The sequence below is a fragment of the Pseudobutyrivibrio xylanivorans DSM 14809 genome (assembly GCF_900141825.1).
GTDB lineage: Bacteria > Bacillota > Clostridia > Lachnospirales > Lachnospiraceae > Pseudobutyrivibrio > Pseudobutyrivibrio xylanivorans.
The window spans coordinates 26563-42892 of record NZ_FQYQ01000012.1; the positions used below are offsets into that span (position 1 = coordinate 26563).

13 protein-coding genes are annotated in these 16330 nt (G+C 40.5%); 4 read left to right on the forward strand and 9 right to left on the reverse strand.

Annotated features, from left to right (window positions below; translation table 11 throughout):
* Window positions 1–52: 52 nt before the first annotated feature.
* From BUA88_RS09700 to BUA88_RS09735, 8 genes are all read right to left on the reverse strand, one after another.
* Complete coding sequence (locus tag BUA88_RS09700) at window positions 53–1717, reverse strand: flagellin N-terminal helical domain-containing protein (protein WP_072916895.1); 1665 nt, start codon at window positions 1715–1717, stop codon at window positions 53–55.
* A gap of 125 nt (window positions 1718–1842) precedes the next feature.
* The gene (locus BUA88_RS09705; protein ID WP_072916898.1) at window positions 1843–4767 is read right to left on the reverse strand and encodes a DUF6240 domain-containing protein; all 2925 of its coding nucleotides are present in this window, start codon (window positions 4765–4767) and stop codon (window positions 1843–1845) included.
* A 159-nt stretch (window positions 4768–4926) separates the two neighbouring features.
* Window positions 4927–5526: a recombination mediator RecR gene (gene recR, locus BUA88_RS09710; RefSeq protein ID WP_072916902.1), complete on the reverse strand. Its 600-nt coding sequence runs from the start codon at window positions 5524–5526 to the stop codon at window positions 4927–4929.
* 3 nt (window positions 5527–5529) lie between these two features.
* A complete protein-coding gene (locus BUA88_RS09715; RefSeq protein WP_072916907.1) occupies window positions 5530–5868 on the reverse strand; it encodes a YbaB/EbfC family nucleoid-associated protein in 339 nt (112 codons plus the stop codon).
* Between the two features lie 14 nt (window positions 5869–5882).
* A complete protein-coding gene (dnaX, locus tag BUA88_RS09720) occupies window positions 5883–7484 on the reverse strand; it encodes a DNA polymerase III subunit gamma/tau (RefSeq protein WP_072916912.1) in 1602 nt (533 codons plus the stop codon).
* 25 nt (window positions 7485–7509) lie between these two features.
* A complete protein-coding gene (locus BUA88_RS09725) occupies window positions 7510–8583 on the reverse strand; it encodes a 6-phosphofructokinase (protein WP_072916915.1) in 1074 nt (357 codons plus the stop codon).
* Window positions 8584–8631: 48 nt separating this feature from the next.
* Window positions 8632–10068: an aminoacyl-histidine dipeptidase gene (locus BUA88_RS09730; protein WP_072916920.1), complete on the reverse strand. Its 1437-nt coding sequence runs from the start codon at window positions 10066–10068 to the stop codon at window positions 8632–8634.
* Window positions 10069–10090: 22 nt separating this feature from the next.
* Window positions 10091–11353 (reverse strand): hypothetical protein, encoded by a 1263-nt coding sequence (locus BUA88_RS09735; protein WP_200798861.1) that lies wholly within the window; start codon window positions 11351–11353, stop codon window positions 10091–10093.
* 198 nt (window positions 11354–11551) lie between these two features.
* Here BUA88_RS09735 and BUA88_RS09740 point away from each other — a divergent pair, with 198 nt between their 5' ends.
* Window positions 11552–12055 carry a GreA/GreB family elongation factor gene (locus BUA88_RS09740; protein WP_072916924.1) on the forward strand — a complete coding sequence of 168 codons (504 nt, stop codon included), beginning with the start codon at window positions 11552–11554 and terminating at the stop codon, window positions 12053–12055.
* A gap of 73 nt (window positions 12056–12128) precedes the next feature.
* On the opposite strand, the gene BUA88_RS09745 is transcribed toward BUA88_RS09740, so the two are convergent.
* On the reverse strand, window positions 12129–13523 hold the full coding sequence (locus tag BUA88_RS09745) for a hypothetical protein (protein ID WP_072916927.1): 1395 nt from the start codon (window positions 13521–13523) through the stop codon (window positions 12129–12131).
* A 230-nt stretch (window positions 13524–13753) separates the two neighbouring features.
* On the opposite strand from BUA88_RS09745, the gene BUA88_RS09750 reads away from it, so the two are divergent.
* From BUA88_RS09750 to BUA88_RS09760, 3 genes are read left to right on the forward strand one after another with little or no spacing between them, the layout of a single operon-like run.
* Window positions 13754–14788 carry a lysylphosphatidylglycerol synthase transmembrane domain-containing protein gene (locus tag BUA88_RS09750; protein WP_072916932.1) on the forward strand — a complete coding sequence of 345 codons (1035 nt, stop codon included), beginning with the start codon at window positions 13754–13756 and terminating at the stop codon, window positions 14786–14788.
* On the forward strand, window positions 14785–15477 hold the full coding sequence (locus BUA88_RS09755) for a CDP-alcohol phosphatidyltransferase family protein (protein ID WP_072916937.1): 693 nt from the start codon (window positions 14785–14787) through the stop codon (window positions 15475–15477). Before BUA88_RS09750 ends, BUA88_RS09755 begins: the two co-directional genes overlap by 4 nt.
* 2 nt (window positions 15478–15479) lie before the next feature.
* The gene (locus BUA88_RS09760) at window positions 15480–16295 is read left to right on the forward strand and encodes a phosphatidylserine decarboxylase (RefSeq protein ID WP_072916940.1); all 816 of its coding nucleotides are present in this window, start codon (window positions 15480–15482) and stop codon (window positions 16293–16295) included.
* Window positions 16296–16330: the final 35 nt, after the last annotated feature.

Sequence of the window (16330 nt, forward strand, 5' to 3'; positions counted from 1 at the left end):
AGTGCATATCCAAGGCTAGAAAATGAATCTTGGCTAAGGATGATATACCCTACTACTGTAATAACTGGAGTGCCAACTGCGGTAACTCGTTAGCCTGTGCCAGTGCTGATACACCTGCCTGTTCCAACACGTTTAACTTTGTATATTCAACCATTGTTGTCGCCATGTCGGCGTCCTCGATTCGAGAAATGGCAGATGTCATATTTTCTTCAGTGGCATCCAAAGACTTTGTTGTATGCTCCAATCTGTTTTCGTAAGCACCAAGCTGTGAACGTACTGATGTAACATAGCTTAATGCTTCCTCTAGAGCATCCATTGCATCCTCTGGTCCCTCTGCTCTTGTAACATCTACATCATCGATGTACATAAACTCTGTACTTACTGATGCGATTCTTACCTTCATGCTCTGGCCCTCATTTGCACCTACCTGAAGTGCCATTGAGCCTATATCAGTTACATTGAAAGTTACCAAACCATCATATGGGTTTCCTGCGGGATCAAGTGCGTCCTTTTGAAAACCATCATCTAAAAGGAAAGACATCTCGAAGCCCTTCGTATCAGATACGATGACTCTTCTTCCGTCTGTCTTATATGTTGCCTGCGCACCAAATAAAGATTCCACATCATTTCCAGCATCATCTTTGTTGTTCTGATAAAGAACTATTACTGCATCCTCTCCTGCGTCTGCAATTCTTGGAAGTACGGTACCAGCTTCATCTTTGTCTAATACCTCATCGCCTCCATCATTGTAAAAGCCAAGTGCTCTTGCGAATTCCACGCTGGAAAACTCAATTTTTAATTCGGCGTCTGCTCCATATTTGTATGAAGAAATCTTAATTCCTTCAGGGTCGTCGAAATCTGTTATTACTGCGCCACCCTTTTCACAGGCCTGCCTAAGCATTCCATACACTGTTTCTCCTGACGACCCCTGCGTAAAGGTTACTGGATAACCATTTATTGAAAGCGATCCTGATATACCAAGTCCATCACCTTCTGTGGTTTTAGTAACTATTTTTTCTGGATCAGAATAATCCTCTTCTGTGGTTACCCATCTAGTTGTGTCTATAAATTCCTTGAAGTTAAATCCACCAGAAAATGTACCTGTTTTTACATGTGTTGTGGTTTTTACTTCTGTGTAAGTATTATCAAATACCTCGTCAAATTCATATTCTCCTGTTAATGATGTAGAACTTACAGCTCGTTCTGCTGCTTTATCCACTCTAAGCTGATAAATACCTGCGGGTACTCCATTAGATGTGGCAATCCTTGTTACATTATTGGCATAAGTTCTACAATCTAAAGATCCATCCAAAAGATTAATCTTATTAAATTCTGTTGTCTGTGATACTCTGTCAATTTCTGATAGAAGTGATTCTATCTCCTTTTGAATTGCTTCACGTTCTTCGTCTGAGTTTGTTCCATTGGCAGCCTGTATTGAAAGCTCTCTCATTCTCTGAATCATATCTGTTACTTCGTTCAGAGCACCTTCGGCTGTCTGTAAAACAGAAATACCGTCGGAACCATTTGTAGATGCCTGGTCAAGTCCATCAATCTGTGCCTGCATTTTACCTGCAATAGCAATTCCAGAAGGATTGTCTGATGCATGGTTAATGTTGAAGCCTGAACTTAACTTTTCCATTACATCTGAAAGGGAACCTTCGGTACCAAGAAGTTTGTTGTTTGTAATCACCGCTGACATGTTATTGTTAATTCTCATAGTCGCCTCCTAAAGCCGTAACAAAAGTCTAGCATCCGTGCGGTGTATTTTTAATTGATAAAGATCATCCCTGTCCTTACAATTTTATTATCGGTTCAATCCATTAAAAATTAATCGAACACTTATCAGAACATTTCTCCTATAACGTTCAAATAGCTTCTGGCTATGCTATATAGGGCCTCTGTCTGAATTTCATTTTCTCTATCTTCCACTTCCTTGAAGTTGCCCAGCTGCCAGTTATAAATATCATTGACGCTAAGTCCAGCCTCACGTGTAAATGAGAATGTAAAACTAAATCCTGTCTGTTCCTGCATGTACTCTGAAAGCTTATCGGCCTGGCTGGCAAGTCGCTCCCTAGTTTCAGCTGTTGCACATTCAACACTTGCCTTTACCTCACCTGCTTCATATCTAAAGGTGGTAGATACAGTGCTGGTCTGCTCCATATAAATTGCCATCTTTACAAGACCTGTTTCCTGCTGACCGCGAACGATGCGAAGATTCATATCACCAACTTCTCCGTCAACTGCTATAGGAATTCGATATGTCTCACCCGTATTCGCCATCTGCTGGATAGCTTTTGTCTGCTGGATAATTAGTTTCATATTATCTAAATCAATTGATTTAACATCTTCCAATTCTTCCATCGATTTCATGACACTTTCTGCTAAATCTCCAAGAAGCTCCTCTGCTTCTTTCATTGCCTCTGGACTATGGCAGGCTTCATCAAATCTCTGGAACGCAAGATTAATCAAATCTTCAATATCCATATCTTGATTTTCCTGCAGCTTTGCAGCTCTGCCGTATAAATCCTTTGTAAGACTTGAACCGTTCTGCATCAATGCCTGAACTGCTGTAATCATATTTGCAGTAGTTGGAATGTTAAACTGCTGCAATACTGATTCTACTTCTTCACTTGATGCAAAGGCATCCTTAAGCTGTGCTGTCACATATTGGTTGTAAGCCTTTTCCTCTAACTGCTCGGAAGTGATCGTTTCTGTTTCCATCGCCTGTGCAAATTCATCTGGATTCATATTCAAAATGTTATCCTCACCCAGAATGTGCATCTTGGCTGGAGTCATTGCTTCCTTGGCATCACGGCATCTATTTGTAAGGAATACCTTTTCAATCTGCTCGGTGATAGATAAATCTCTTACTACCATCTCATCTAAAGCACCGAATTTATCGTTGATTTCATAGTCCTTACCTGTGTGCTTACTTGAACGAACTGCTGTCATAAGATTGCGAAGAGTCACATCTGTGCCCTGACTTATCAACGCACCTATGGCTGCGCCATCAGACTTTTCCACTTGATGAAGAAGTCTGTACACACCAACATAAGCCTCACGCTCCTCAGCGCTGATTTCTGAATTATGCTCTGCCTTCCAAAGGAATTTTGCGTAGCTTTCCTCGTCAGAGGTACTTCCCATCTCAGCCTTGATATTTTCTGCCATGTTCTTAAGGTCATTCATAGTCATATCAAGCGGATTATTTCCTCGCTTAATCATCTCGGAAACAACTGCAGGTGTCATACTCTTAAAGGTACGACTTACCAACTCTGTCTGAGCCTTCATGCTTGTAACAGATTCTGCTGTGATTTCCATTTGATTATATGCAAGAATACGAACTGCCTTCTGGCTTGATTCTGTAGCCTCAATATCAAGGTCTGCCAAAATATCATCCACATTCTGGAACGCCTTATTGATGCTGTCACCCAAATCTTTTCTTACTTCTGTGCCAACAGCCTCATATGTCATTTCCATGCGTGAATATTCAGCAGTCACAGATACGCTGACTTCGTGAACATAAGAGAAAGTTTCCATCCCAATATTTGAAAATCTTCCAAATGCAGCCGCTGGCGCAGACTGAATCTCCGCCATTTCATTCATGACTTCCTTGAAAAGATTCACATTGGAATCTGTCTTCTCTCCTGTTTCAGACTTCATTAATATCTTAAGAAGATTTGTTTCCTGAAGCTTAAGCTTATCCAACAAATCTGAAAGATCATTTGTATTAACGTCGATGCCATTTTTCATCATTGTGAATGTGGCCTCAACTGTCATTGTAAGCTGAATCTCTGTAAGCTGACGTTTTGCAGTAACAGATGCTAAATCATTAACATCCATTCCCATTACTTCTTCAAAGGTCTTCTTCGCCTGATCCATAAGTGAATAGCCTTCGATAAGATATGCCTCTGTAGGCTCTTTTCCTTCAGCTAAAATATCTGATATTGCACTTACGATATTTTCCTCTGATGGTTTTTCATACTGCTCTAACTGAACCATGTACTCAAGATGCTCCTTTGTTACAGGAACATCTTGTTTTAACATGGTCGCCACCATGTTCTTTAATTCAACCGGCGGCACAGGGTTTCGCGCAAACCTAATGTCTTCACTTTCAATTTGCTCTATAAGTGAATCTACCTTACCCTCAACTAATTCAATGAGACTGATGATATCTTCATCGCTTGTCTCCACTGGAGCCTTTGCTGGCGCAGAATACTGTGCGTTATAAAGATTTGTGATTGTAGGCTCCAAATCATTTTTTACAAGATAGGCCTGAGCTTCCACTGGAAGAGTATCTGAAAGACCTTTTGTCATAGCCACTGCCTGAGCAATAGAACCTGACATTGCCTCTATCTCAGCATCTGAAAGACCTCCCATTTTTGAGATGTCTGCTCCAGCCTTTGCTAAATTCATCTTTATTTCGTCTACAACTGTAATAAGGGTCTCTGGCTCCATATCCATAGGGTCATGACCACCTTCTCGTGTTTTTGCAGTAGCCTCCTCATCCCAGGCTCTCTCTACGTTTTTGATTTTATCAACTGTAGACATGCCAAGAGCTGATGCCTCATTCACTTCCTTGGTGAAATCTTCATCAGTCATGACTCCCTTATTGTTATAGTATGCATTATCAACCGACAATGCCTTAAGCTCTTTATAGGTATTTGCTTTCTTATCGTCCTTGATACCGCTGGTTCCCACGCCCATAAGCTGGTCGCTTCCACCTTCTGTTTTGATGTAATCCGTTACCTTGAGTCCTTCTATTTGCATACAGTTCCTCCACGGCATTTACGTTTACATCTTATATGTCGGACGCTTCCGAGAAAAACTAAAGACCCTAGTTACACTCTCAATCCTGTATCTTACTCCGCTCAGCGTAAAATGCTTCGCTTGAGTAAGAACAGAGATTGATAGCTACTAGGGTCTTTCCTACAACTCTGTGCGTCCATCTAACGCACGAAGTAACGTTACTTCATCGATATATTCAAGATTGCCGCCTACTGGCACGCCTGACGCGATGCGGCTTACTTTAATTCCTGTAGGTTTGATAAGCTTGCTGATGTAGGCTGCGGTAGTTTCTCCTTCGAGAGATGAGTTTGTGGCCACGATAACCTCCTCCACATCGTTCTGCTGGAGGCGAACCATAAGCTCTTTAAGCTTAATGTCTCCAGGTCCTATTCCAGCCATTGGAGAAATAGCTCCATGGAGCACGTGATACACACCATCAAACTTTCCAGTCTTTTCGTAAGCTGCCAAGTCTCTGGTGTCCTCCACAACCATAATAATATTCTTATTACGCTTTGGGTTAGAGCAGATTGGACAAAGCTCGTCGTCTGTGAGAGTGAAGCATTCCTTGCAGTAACGGACATTTTTCCTAGCCTGAACAATGGCATTTGCAAGGTCATTTACCTTCTCTTCGTCCATTCCTAATATATGGAAAGCCAGCCGCTGGGCTGACTTACTTCCAATGCTAGGCAAATCACTTAGCTCCGCTATTAAGTTGCTAATTTCTTTGCTGTAATATTCCATTAATTAAAGTCCTAATCCACCTGTAAATTTAGACATAGATGCTGCACTTACTTCATCAACCTTACGAAGTGCCTCGTTAGCTGCAGCCATAACAAGATCCTCAAGCATCTCAACATCCTCTGGATCTACTGCCTCTGGATCAATCTTAATCTTTGTGATTTCCTTCTTTCCAGAAACTGTAACCTCAACAACACCGCCACCTGCAGTACCTGTCATCTCTGTCTCCTCAAGCTGAGCCTGAGCTTCCTCCATCTGACGCTGCATACGCTGTGCCTGCTTCATAAGCTGGCTCATGTTTCCTGGCATACCGCCACCTGGGAATCCACCTCTTCCTTTACCCATATCTTTATTTCCTCCTAATCTTCATCATGTTCTATTTCAATCCCAACATTCGCAAAGAAATCTCTCACATCAGTCTTTGTATTTTGTGAGCTTACTCCGCTGGAATTAATTTCTACTTTTATATTCACTGTCTTCTGAAGCATTTGCTCAATAACAGCTGATATATCTGCTAAAACCTCTGGGCGATTAACAAAATCTCCACCCATTCGTCCTGAACCCTCAGGCTGATCGAAAATCAATACCAAATCACCTGATTCATTGGTGGTGACTGTGGATACCTCCTTCAGGTACATCTTTATATTTACTGGAAGCTTTCCCATTACTGAGCCCCAACTTCCGGCAATCTTCTTAACCTCTTCTGGAACAGCTGCTGGTAATGGCTCCTTTTTTACAGGAGCTGCACTGGGTGTAGCGCCATTTCCACCAACAGGTGCCTGTGGAGCAGCCATAACTACTGGCACACCCTCTTCTACCTTCTTTTCCAGATTAGCCATTCTGTTATTCAAAGCTGAAATATCTGGCTCCATCTGAGGCTTACAAAGCTTAATTAAAGCAATCTCGATTAACACTCTTTTCTGGCTTGCATATTTAATATCATTTGAAAGTGCAGACAGAACTTGAATGTATCTCATTAACACTTCTGTGTCAACCATTCCTGCCTCTTCTTTTAGAAGTGCAAGATTATCTGATGACATTTCAAGTGCATCTTCCATATCTTCTGAGCTCTTAATAAGCATCAGATTACGAAGATACCATGTAAAGTCTACAACAAACTGATTCAGGTCTCGTCCCTGAGTGATAATCTCCTCAAGAATTCCGATGGCTGCTGTGACATTTCCATCAATAATATTTCTAAGAAGTCTTGAGAACACCTCTGTGTCGATAGCCCCAAGAACCTTAAGTACATTGTCATAGGTAAGAGTCTGACCGATATAAAATGCTATACACTGATCCAAAAGGGATAAGCCATCACGCATTGACCCATCAGCTGCTTTTGCAATATAGCGTATTGCCTTTTCCTCTACCTGTACACCTTCCTTATCCATCAGCTCTTGCAGACGGGCTGCAATAGTATCAATAGAGATACGATGGAAATCATATCTCTGGCAACGGCTGAGGATTGTAATTGGAATCTTATGAACCTCAGTAGTAGCCAAAATAAACACAACATAAGAAGGTGGCTCCTCCAAGGTCTTAAGCAGGGCATTGAAGGCTCCTGTAGAAAGCATGTGAACCTCATCGATGATATAAACCTTATATTTGCCCTCTGTAGGAGGATATGCCACCTCCTCTACAATCTGTCTGATGCTATCTACACCATTGTTTGATGCAGCATCCATTTCAATTACGTTCATGGAATTGCCTGCTGTAATAGACTTACAAGTCTGGCATTCCATACATGGACAACCATTTACCGGATTCTCGCAGTTGATAGTACGGGCAAGAATCTTTGCAATAGTAGTCTTACCAGTTCCTCTGGTACCTGTAAACAAATACGCATGTCCTATACGGTCGCTTTTTATTTGATTTTGAAGTGTTGTAACGATATGGTCCTGACCCTTTACATCCTCAAAGGTCTGCGGTCTGAACTTTCGATATAATGCCATATAGGACATAACAATTACCTACCCTTATTTTATCTTAATCACCGAAGCTAATACCTATTCGCTTAGCCTCTTCTATCATCTGACAATCAGGCTCTACCGTCTTCAACTTGCCAGCTACATCTTCAAGCGGAATTCGCTTTGTTTTGCCATTTACCATGGCAATCATATTTCCAAAATCTCCATCCATAATAGCCTGAGCTGCTGCCGAACCAAGACGAGTACAAAGAACTCTATCAAATGGGTCTGGGCTACCGCCTCGCTGCATATGGCCTGGAACAGTAACTCGAACTTCTATGCCGGTCTCCTTCTGGATTCTATCTGCGATTTCATAGGATACTGAAGGATACTTTGATTCTTCGAGCTTTTTCTTGTATTCCTTCTTTGAAAGCTTTGCATCTTCCTTTGAAATAGCACCCTCAGCTACTGCAAGGATTGTAAAGCCCTTGCCTTCCTCGGCACGCTTATTGATAGCTTTAACAACCTTCTTTATATCGTATGGAATCTCTGGAAGAAGGATGATATCAGCACCTGATGCCACGCCAGCATAAAGCGTAAGCCATCCTACCTTGTGCCCCATAACCTCTACAATAAATACACGACTATGTGATGAAGCAGTAGTGTGAATACAATCAATAGTGTTACAAGCAATATCAATGGCACTTTGGAAACCAAAGGTCAAATCTGTTCCATAGATATCATTGTCGATAGTCTTTGGAAGATGAATTATGTTAAGGCCTTCCTCTCGAAGAAGATTTGCAGTCTTTTGAGTACCGTTACCACCAAGGATTACAAGGCAGTTTAGATTAAGCTTATAGTAGTTGGACTTCATAGCCTCTACCTTATCAAGTCCATTCTCGTCTGGCTCACGCATAAGCTTGAAAGGTTGACGGCTGGAACCCAGGATTGTACCACCTCGTGTAAGGATTCCAGAAAAATCCTGACTGGTAAGAAGTCTGTAATCTCCATAGATAAGACCCTTATAACCATTGAAGTAGCCGTATACCTCCAAGTCCTTTACGTTTGCAGCCAAACCCTTAACAACGCCACGCATTGCAGCATTAAGCGCCTGACAATCTCCACCACTTGTAAGCAATCCGATTCTCATCATAGAAATCTTCTCCTTCCCTAAAGAAAAACCCTTATAGTTTAATTTCTATTACTTACTTGTCTCTATAACTCTTCTTACGTAGTTGTAAATTCTCTCTGTAGAAGCAATGCCAAGACGCTCCTTTGGAGTATGAATATCATGCATCTCTGGTCCTATTGAAACTGCATCAAGTCCTGGAAGCTTTGAAGCAAGAAGACCACACTCAACACCTGCGTGAAGAGTCTCTACTAATGCCTTATCTCCTGTCATTTCCTCATAAAGAGCAACAAGCTCATCTCTGAAGCTAGAATCTCTCTTGTACTCCCAAGCTGGGTACTCACCGTGAGTAGAAATCTTGCAACCAAAGGCATTTCCTACCATAGAAACCTTTCTCATAAGTGCAGCCTTAGCGCTGTCTACTGAGCTTCTAAGTGCACATGAAAAGTTAAGTCCCTCCTCTGTAAGCTTAAGGATACCAAGGTTGAGTGAAGTCTCAACGAGACCCTCAATATCATGGCTCATAGCCTGTACACCGTCTGGCATGCATGAAAGAAGCTGAATCATTCTCTTTGTATCTGCAGCGTTAACACCGTCTACTGCTGCATCACCTTCGCTCTTGATATCAATCTTCATCTCTGGATCTGTAACAGCAAACTCATTCTTGATAGCTGCTGCCTCAGCCTCCATAGCCTTAACAGCATCAGCTGATACGATAACCTTTGCTGATGTAGCACGTGGGATTGCATTGTCCTTTGTACCACCAACAAAATCAACAAGGTTAACATCAGAAACCTCAAGGGCAACTGCAAGCATTCTGTTAACCATTAATGTAGCGTTTGCACGTCCCTTATCAATCTCTGTACCAGAGTGACCACCTGTACAATCGTTAATCTCTACTGAAACAAGATTTCCCTTAACCTGCTCCTTCTTTGCTGGATATTCGAGCTCCATTCTGCATCCGCCTGCGCAGCCTGCAAGGAAATGTCCCTCTTCCTCAGAGTCAAGGTTTAAAAGCTTACGTCCTTTGATCATTGATACATCGATGCCTGCTGCACCTTCCATACCAACTTCCTCAGAAACTGTGATGATAACCTCAAGACGTGGGTGCTTAAGTGTCTCATCCTCTAAAAGAGCAAGTGCCATAGCTACAGCGATACCGTCGTCACCACCAAGTGTAGTGCCCTTTGCTGTAACGTATCCGTCTACAACCTCAAGATCAAGGCCTTCTGTAAGCATGTCCTTTGTGCAGTCAGGCTCCTGCTCTGCAACCATGTCCATATGTCCCTGAAGGATGATTGGAGCTACATTCTCCATGCCCTTAGATGCTTCCTTAATCATGATTACGTTGTAAAGGTCATCTGTGTAATATTCAAGATTGTGCTCCTTTGCAAAGTTTACAAGGTATGCACTAATCTTTTCCTCGTGATAACTTGGATGAGGGATGATACAAATCTCCTCAAAGTAATGAAATACTCTCTCTGGCTTACAATTGCTTAATACTGCCATTTTAAAATCTCCTAACTACTATTTATTTCTTGTCGTACTCACCGAACTCACAGCCGATGTTGTACGCTTCCATATCATCAACCAATTCCCATTTAAACTCAGCCTTTTTCTCTGAATCATTGTCTTTGGTCTTTAATATTTTTTTATAGAGCTTTATTTCGCCCTTTCCATTACCTCCATTCCAGAGGCGATTGTGAAGCTTTTCGCCGTTTGGCGCTTCATAATTTATGAGTAACATGTCCTTCTTCTGACATGAAATCTCCACTATCATCTTCGCAAGAGGTGTCTCCTGCTCTACCTGCCAGGTGATTTCATCATCACCCTCATGGCAATAAAACTTTGTCTTGGTGAGAGTCCAGAATCTAGAGAAATTAAACTCATAAGGCTCTCCCTCATACCACATGGCACCTAAGATAACATTATCAAAGGTCTGACCTGTTCTAATCTTTGGACGACCACCACCAATATCAAAGGCTGTGTTCTCCAGCCACTGGCCTGATATCTTACTCTTAAGATGTGAGCTTGCAAGCCACACCCATGGGGATGTAAAATCCTTACCCCAGTTCTTATCAGCATATCCGTAGCAGGAATCCTTATCTACGATATATTCCTCGCCATCCAAGATAACTGAACCATTGTAGAAGGTCTTCATTCCCTCTGCGTGCCAGAACATCTCGAAAGCATCCAGCTCTCTTGAAGCCCAGCTTGCACCATAGCCTACATTAAATGCCAGGTTCTTTTCCATGTTAAGGTCCCAAACCATCTTTCCTGCATCACACATCCACTCTGGATGAGCCTGTGCATCTTCTGGCGAAATCTCCACCATACCAAGTGTACGGCTCTCTGAAAGAAAACAATTATCTGCGCTGATTTGGAAAGGGGCATCTTCCTTGATGCTGACCTGCTTCCAACCAAAGAATCTGTGAAGCTGTCTGGCATCCTCTCCCCAGCAGCCTGCTTTAATCATCACATAAGATGGCTTAAGACCATTTTTCTTATTAGCTGGCAGCTGACCAAATACTGGCTCATCTCCTCCCAACTCGGGATTAACTGTAAAAAACTCGATAAAGAAAGCTTTTTCCTCGCCAGTCTTTTTGTTATGACCTGTGAAGCTGTGCCACCACCAGTCATAGCCCTCTGACGCCAATGCACCCTTAAGCATAAAGCGATTACGCTCTATATCTGAGTGATTAAAGCTGCGCTCAAAGAGTTTTTCCCTCACATCAAGACCGTCGATTTTCTCAAGTACTGTTTCTTCTAACTGACTAAGCTTTTCTTTTACCATATTAAAACCCCATTTTTCTACATAATACCCTCTATTTACTATATCATTTTCGATAGGTAAATTCTATCCAATCAATAAGGTTTTCTATCTTGTCATTTCTATATCATGTTTTGACAATATATGTATTTATCTTATAAAATTATGGATGTGACAATTGAATTGTCACCTACACTTTTACAATTAATTGGAGGATTTACTATGGGAGAAAGACTTACCCAGGGAGATATTGATAAAATTCAGGCTGAAATTGACGAGCGAAAGCTTGTTATTCGTCCAAAGCTTTTGGAAGAAGTTAAGGAGACCCGTGCTCAAGGCGACCTTTCTGAAAACTTTGAATATCACGAAGCAAAGCGTGCTAAGAATATGAATGACAGCCGCATCCGTTACTTAGAGAAGATGCTTAAGTTTGCTGAGGTTGTAGATGACAGCAGTGCTGATGACGAAGTAGGTATTAACAACACTGTTACTATCTATATTCCAGAAGATGATTGCGAGGAAACCTACAAGCTTGTTACCTCTATTCGTGGCAATTCATTAAAGGGACTTATCTCTATCGAGTCACCTCTTGGTGCTGCCATTCGAGGTAAGCATGTTGGCGATAAAGCCATGGTAAAGGTTAATGATGATTATTCCTATGAAGTCGAGATTCGAAAGATTGATAATTCTACTACTGATGAGGATGATCAGATAAAGAGATACTAGAACTTGTAAATAATAAAAGCCGCCAGACTTTGTCGTCTGACGGCTTTTTAACTGTTTATTCTTTATTTATCAATTAGTTCTGTCCAAAATGCTCTACATATTCATGTGCATCATCATCATATTTGTCTTCCAGGTGCGAAGCACTCCAATAGTATGTTCCGGTTGTCTCACTATATACACCTACTGTTAAATCTGTCACACCATCTTCTCGTTCTGCGCCAATACAAACAGTGTATTCAGTGTTATTATCACCTTTGGTGTCTACGTCAAGCCAACCGTTCTGTCCACCGTTTCTATTTACATTTTCTTTAACGTATTCATAGTATCCTTCTTCTCCTGGTTGTACTTCAAATGGAGTCATTATACCCTGTTCATTCTCTGCCCCGTCTAAGTAGAAATATGTACAATTATATCCTTCTCCTCCACCATTCATGGAACTTCCACCACTGGTTACCATACGGCTATTTACATTTATAATATTTCCAGACTCCTGCTTATTTGTTGCCACGGAATGGTATCTTCCATTCTCATCATAATTGCTCTTTATATCTAAATCTGCTGGAATATTAGCTTCATCCCTAGTAGCTTCACCATTCTTTACTTTTACAATATTATCAACCAAGTCATTAGAATAAGTTTCAATACCTACTGAAACCTTTCCTCTGTAATCTGAATCGTCTACTACTACAGAATCAGATGTCTTAAATACTGCAACTGAATCTTCAGCTATATGTCTATCACGGTATACAGCAGTTCCTGAATCATTCTTAAACACATAATATGTTAATGTAGTGTCTCCAACCTTGATTGTATCTACAGCTGTGTATCCTTTTAATGTAGACAAATCTTTGCTGCTGCTGAATACATATGTACCTTTAGCTGTCTCTACAACCGCCATTCTCTGCTGTTCCTGTGCTCTTACTACAGCCTTTGCAACTGTTGTAAAATCAACTGTTCCCATAGTAACAGAAATTTTATAGATTGAAGGTGTAATAGCTACAGATTCTTTAGATAATGTATTTACTGTAATTCCTGACTCAGCACAAGCCTTTACTGTTGTAAGAGTTCTGTTCTCTTTAGAACCTACTGTTGCGTAGTGCTCATAATATTTAAGGATATCAAGTCCAAACTGCTCCTTTAAATCGCCATATGCTGAAGCGTATGCAGCTGGATCAAAATTAGGATTGCAAGTACGTCCTTCGAAAATACCACACTTGCAGAAATGCTCAAAAAGTTTATCTGCATCAGCACCAACCAATTTAACAATGTCAGGATTTGCTTCCATGTAATATTCTAAATCGAATAAACTCTTAAGCATCTCCATATCCTTAGCAGATATAGTTCCATAATTAACATCTTCTGCATTAGAAGCCTGTGTAAGACCTGCTGCCTGCACATTGTAAGCAGGAGCTACTGAAGCTACCATTGCAACTGCCATCATGCTTGCTAAAAACTTTCTCATTCTCATTTCAAAATACCTCCTAAAGAAAAACTCTTTCTTTTGAAACTGAATGAATAGTACCCCCCCATTTTCGTTATGTCAATCTTTTTCACACAATATACATATTTTTTTATAACGCTTTGGTTTGTTATTTCCACTCATATCTACAAATACTTATATTTCTCTAAAAACGTTTCTCTATCTTCTAACGCTTTGTTATAATATATAGGAATTATTATAAAGAAGGATTATTCACAATGAATAAATCAGTTGCTAAAAAAATATTTTGGATGTGCTTCACCCTGGCACTTTCAGTGCTCACGATTTGGGCGCTGTTAAAGCAAAATCAAAGCATGTCCATACCAAAACTTATTGAACTGGTATCTGGGGCGGATACTAAATGGATGACTGCAGCTATTGTATCAGCTTTCTGCTATGTAGTATTTGAGGCAATTGCCCTTTGTTCCATATTAAAAGGAATAGGATATAAACAGAGATTAAGAGATGGATTGATATACAGCACTTCTGATGTATATTTTTCAGCTATTACACCATCTGCCACAGGTGGACAGCCAGCCAGCGCGTTTTTCATGCTAAAGAATGGAATTCCAGCTGGTGCTACATCAGCATCCCTGATATTAAACTTGATGATGTATAATGCATCAATAGTTTTCCTGGGGATTATAGCGATTATTATTGCGCCGAGAGGCTTTTTTGAATTTAAATTATCCTCTAAAATTTTTATAGGACTTGGCTTTATAGGACTAACAGTCTTGAGTTTATTCTTCTTTTCCGTACTCAGGGGAAGTGAGAAAATCTTTGCTCTCATAAGAAGGTTTCTTAGATTTTTACATTCTAGAAAGATTCTTCACAGGCTGGAGCCTAGATTGGAAAAACTTGATAAGATAGAAGAGGATTACGAGAACTGCTCAAAGCTTATCGCAGGTAAGACTACCATTATGGTCGAGGCATTCTTTTGGAATGTGGTGCAAAGAGCCTCACAGATTATTGTACCAGCACTTGTGTATATATCGATGGAAGGTCACAGCAGACTGACACCGCTTCTATTTTCAAAGCAGTGCCTGATTACAATCGGATATAATTATGTTCCAATTCCTGGAGCACTTGGAATTGCAGATTATTTGATGATTGATGGTTTTTCTAGTATCATGTCAAAGGACATGGCATTTAACCTGGATATGGTCAGCCGTGGACTTACATTCTATATCTGCGTCACACTAAGTGGTGTGATTACCTTAATAGGATATTTGAAAGGAAGAAATAAAAAATGATTGGTGTTTACGATTATACAGTTATTTTGACATACTTATCTACTATATCAGGAGTTGTAGGAATCATTGTTACAATGACAGGTATTGGACATCCATACTGTGGAACATTGTTCTTAATGCTCTCTGGTTTGTTAGATGGATTTGATGGAAAGGTTGCCCGTACTAAGAAGGACAGAACTGAGATGGAGAAGGAATTTGGTATTCAGATTGATTCTCTTTCAGATTTGATTTGTTTCGGTGTTTTACCAGCATCAATTGGTATTGCTCAGCTTAGAGTTAGCGGTATTCTTACCGATTTAGGTCGCAATGCCGAGAGACCAGATCACTATTCAATGATTCTTTTATTAATCTCAATTGCAGCATTTTATGTACTCGCAGCACTTATTCGCTTAGCATATTTTAATGCTACAACAGATGAGCGTGCTGAAGAAGCCAAGATTAAAGGAAAAGCATATTTCACAGGTCTTCCTGTTACTACAGCAGCATTAATTTTCCCACTTACACTTGTTATTCACTGGTTTACAAGAGCTGATTTAACAATCTTCTATTTTTGGCTTATGTTTATCGTAGCCATTTTGTTTGTAGGTAACTTCAAGGTTCCTAAGCCAAATAAGAAACAGTTTGCAGTAATAATATTTATTGGATTTATCGAACTTGTTGGAACATTATTAATTTTATTTTACGAGTAAATATGAGTGGATTAAATTTTTTATATAACACAAAAGTAGGGCGAATTATACTTCGTCCTTTATTATTAAAACCTGTATCTGATTTTTCTGGATGGTTGCTTGATTCAAAGGCATCAAAATGCATTATTAAAGGCTTTGCAGAGTCTAATGAAATCAAGCTAGAGGATTATATCCTTGATGATATCAATTGCTTTAACGACTTCTTCTGCCGCAAGATTAAGCCTGAGCTTAGACCTCTTGACTTAGACGAGAACCATTTGATGGCTCCATGTGATGGTCTTTTAAAGGTATACCCAATTACAGATGATTTAGTAATCCCTGTTAAGCAGAGTAAGTTTTCTATTTCGGATTTACTTAGGGATAAGCAGCTTGCAAAAGAATTTGAAGGTGGCTACTGTCTGGTCTACAGACTATGTGTAAACCACTATCACAGATATGCATACTTTGAATCAGGAGAGAAATCTGCCGATGTGGTAATCCCAGGGCTTTATCATACAGTACAGCCAATAGCCCTAGAAGCAGGCCCAGTTTTTGTAGAAAATAGCCGCCAGTACACTGTACTAAGTAGCAAAAATTTTGGAAGATGTGTGCAGATGGAAGTTGGCGCCATGTTAGTTGGTAGAATAGTCAACAACCAGCCTGAAGCAGGCCCTGTTACACGTGGAGAAGAAAAGGGACACTTCGAATATGGTGGATCTACCATTATCGTGTTAGTTCCAGCAAATAAAGTAAATATCTATAGAGAAATCCTTTTTGCTTCTGAAAATGGCGAGGAGACGCCTGTTGTTATGGGTCAAGTTATAGGTAATAATCCTTAAAAATGGCGCCGCAATTGCGGCGCCACATTCATTTG

Bases quoted from the DNA above. Each gene is read 5' to 3' on its own strand.
- BUA88_RS09700 (WP_072916895.1), bottom strand. From the start codon at position 1,717: ATGAGAATTAACAATAACATGTCAGCGGTGATTACAAACAACAAACTT.
- BUA88_RS09705 (WP_072916898.1), bottom strand. From the start codon at position 4,767: ATGCAAATAGAAGGACTCAAGGTAACGGATTACATCAAAACAGAAGGT.
- recR (WP_072916902.1), bottom strand. From the start codon at position 5,526: ATGGAATATTACAGCAAAGAAATTAGCAACTTAATAGCGGAGCTAAGT.
- BUA88_RS09715 (WP_072916907.1), bottom strand. From the start codon at position 5,868: ATGGGTAAAGGAAGAGGTGGATTCCCAGGTGGCGGTATGCCAGGAAAC.
- dnaX (WP_072916912.1), bottom strand. From the start codon at position 7,484: ATGTCCTATATGGCATTATATCGAAAGTTCAGACCGCAGACCTTTGAG.
- BUA88_RS09725 (WP_072916915.1), bottom strand. From the start codon at position 8,583: ATGATGAGAATCGGATTGCTTACAAGTGGTGGAGATTGTCAGGCGCTT.
- BUA88_RS09730 (WP_072916920.1), bottom strand. From the start codon at position 10,068: ATGGCAGTATTAAGCAATTGTAAGCCAGAGAGAGTATTTCATTACTTT.
- BUA88_RS09735 (WP_200798861.1), bottom strand. From the start codon at position 11,353: ATGGTAAAAGAAAAGCTTAGTCAGTTAGAAGAAACAGTACTTGAGAAA.
- BUA88_RS09740 (WP_072916924.1), top strand. From the start codon at position 11,552: ATGGGAGAAAGACTTACCCAGGGAGATATTGATAAAATTCAGGCTGAA.
- BUA88_RS09745 (WP_072916927.1), bottom strand. From the start codon at position 13,523: ATGAGAATGAGAAAGTTTTTAGCAAGCATGATGGCAGTTGCAATGGTA.
- BUA88_RS09750 (WP_072916932.1), top strand. From the start codon at position 13,754: ATGAATAAATCAGTTGCTAAAAAAATATTTTGGATGTGCTTCACCCTG.
- BUA88_RS09755 (WP_072916937.1), top strand. From the start codon at position 14,785: ATGATTGGTGTTTACGATTATACAGTTATTTTGACATACTTATCTACT.
- BUA88_RS09760 (WP_072916940.1), top strand. From the start codon at position 15,480: ATGAGTGGATTAAATTTTTTATATAACACAAAAGTAGGGCGAATTATA.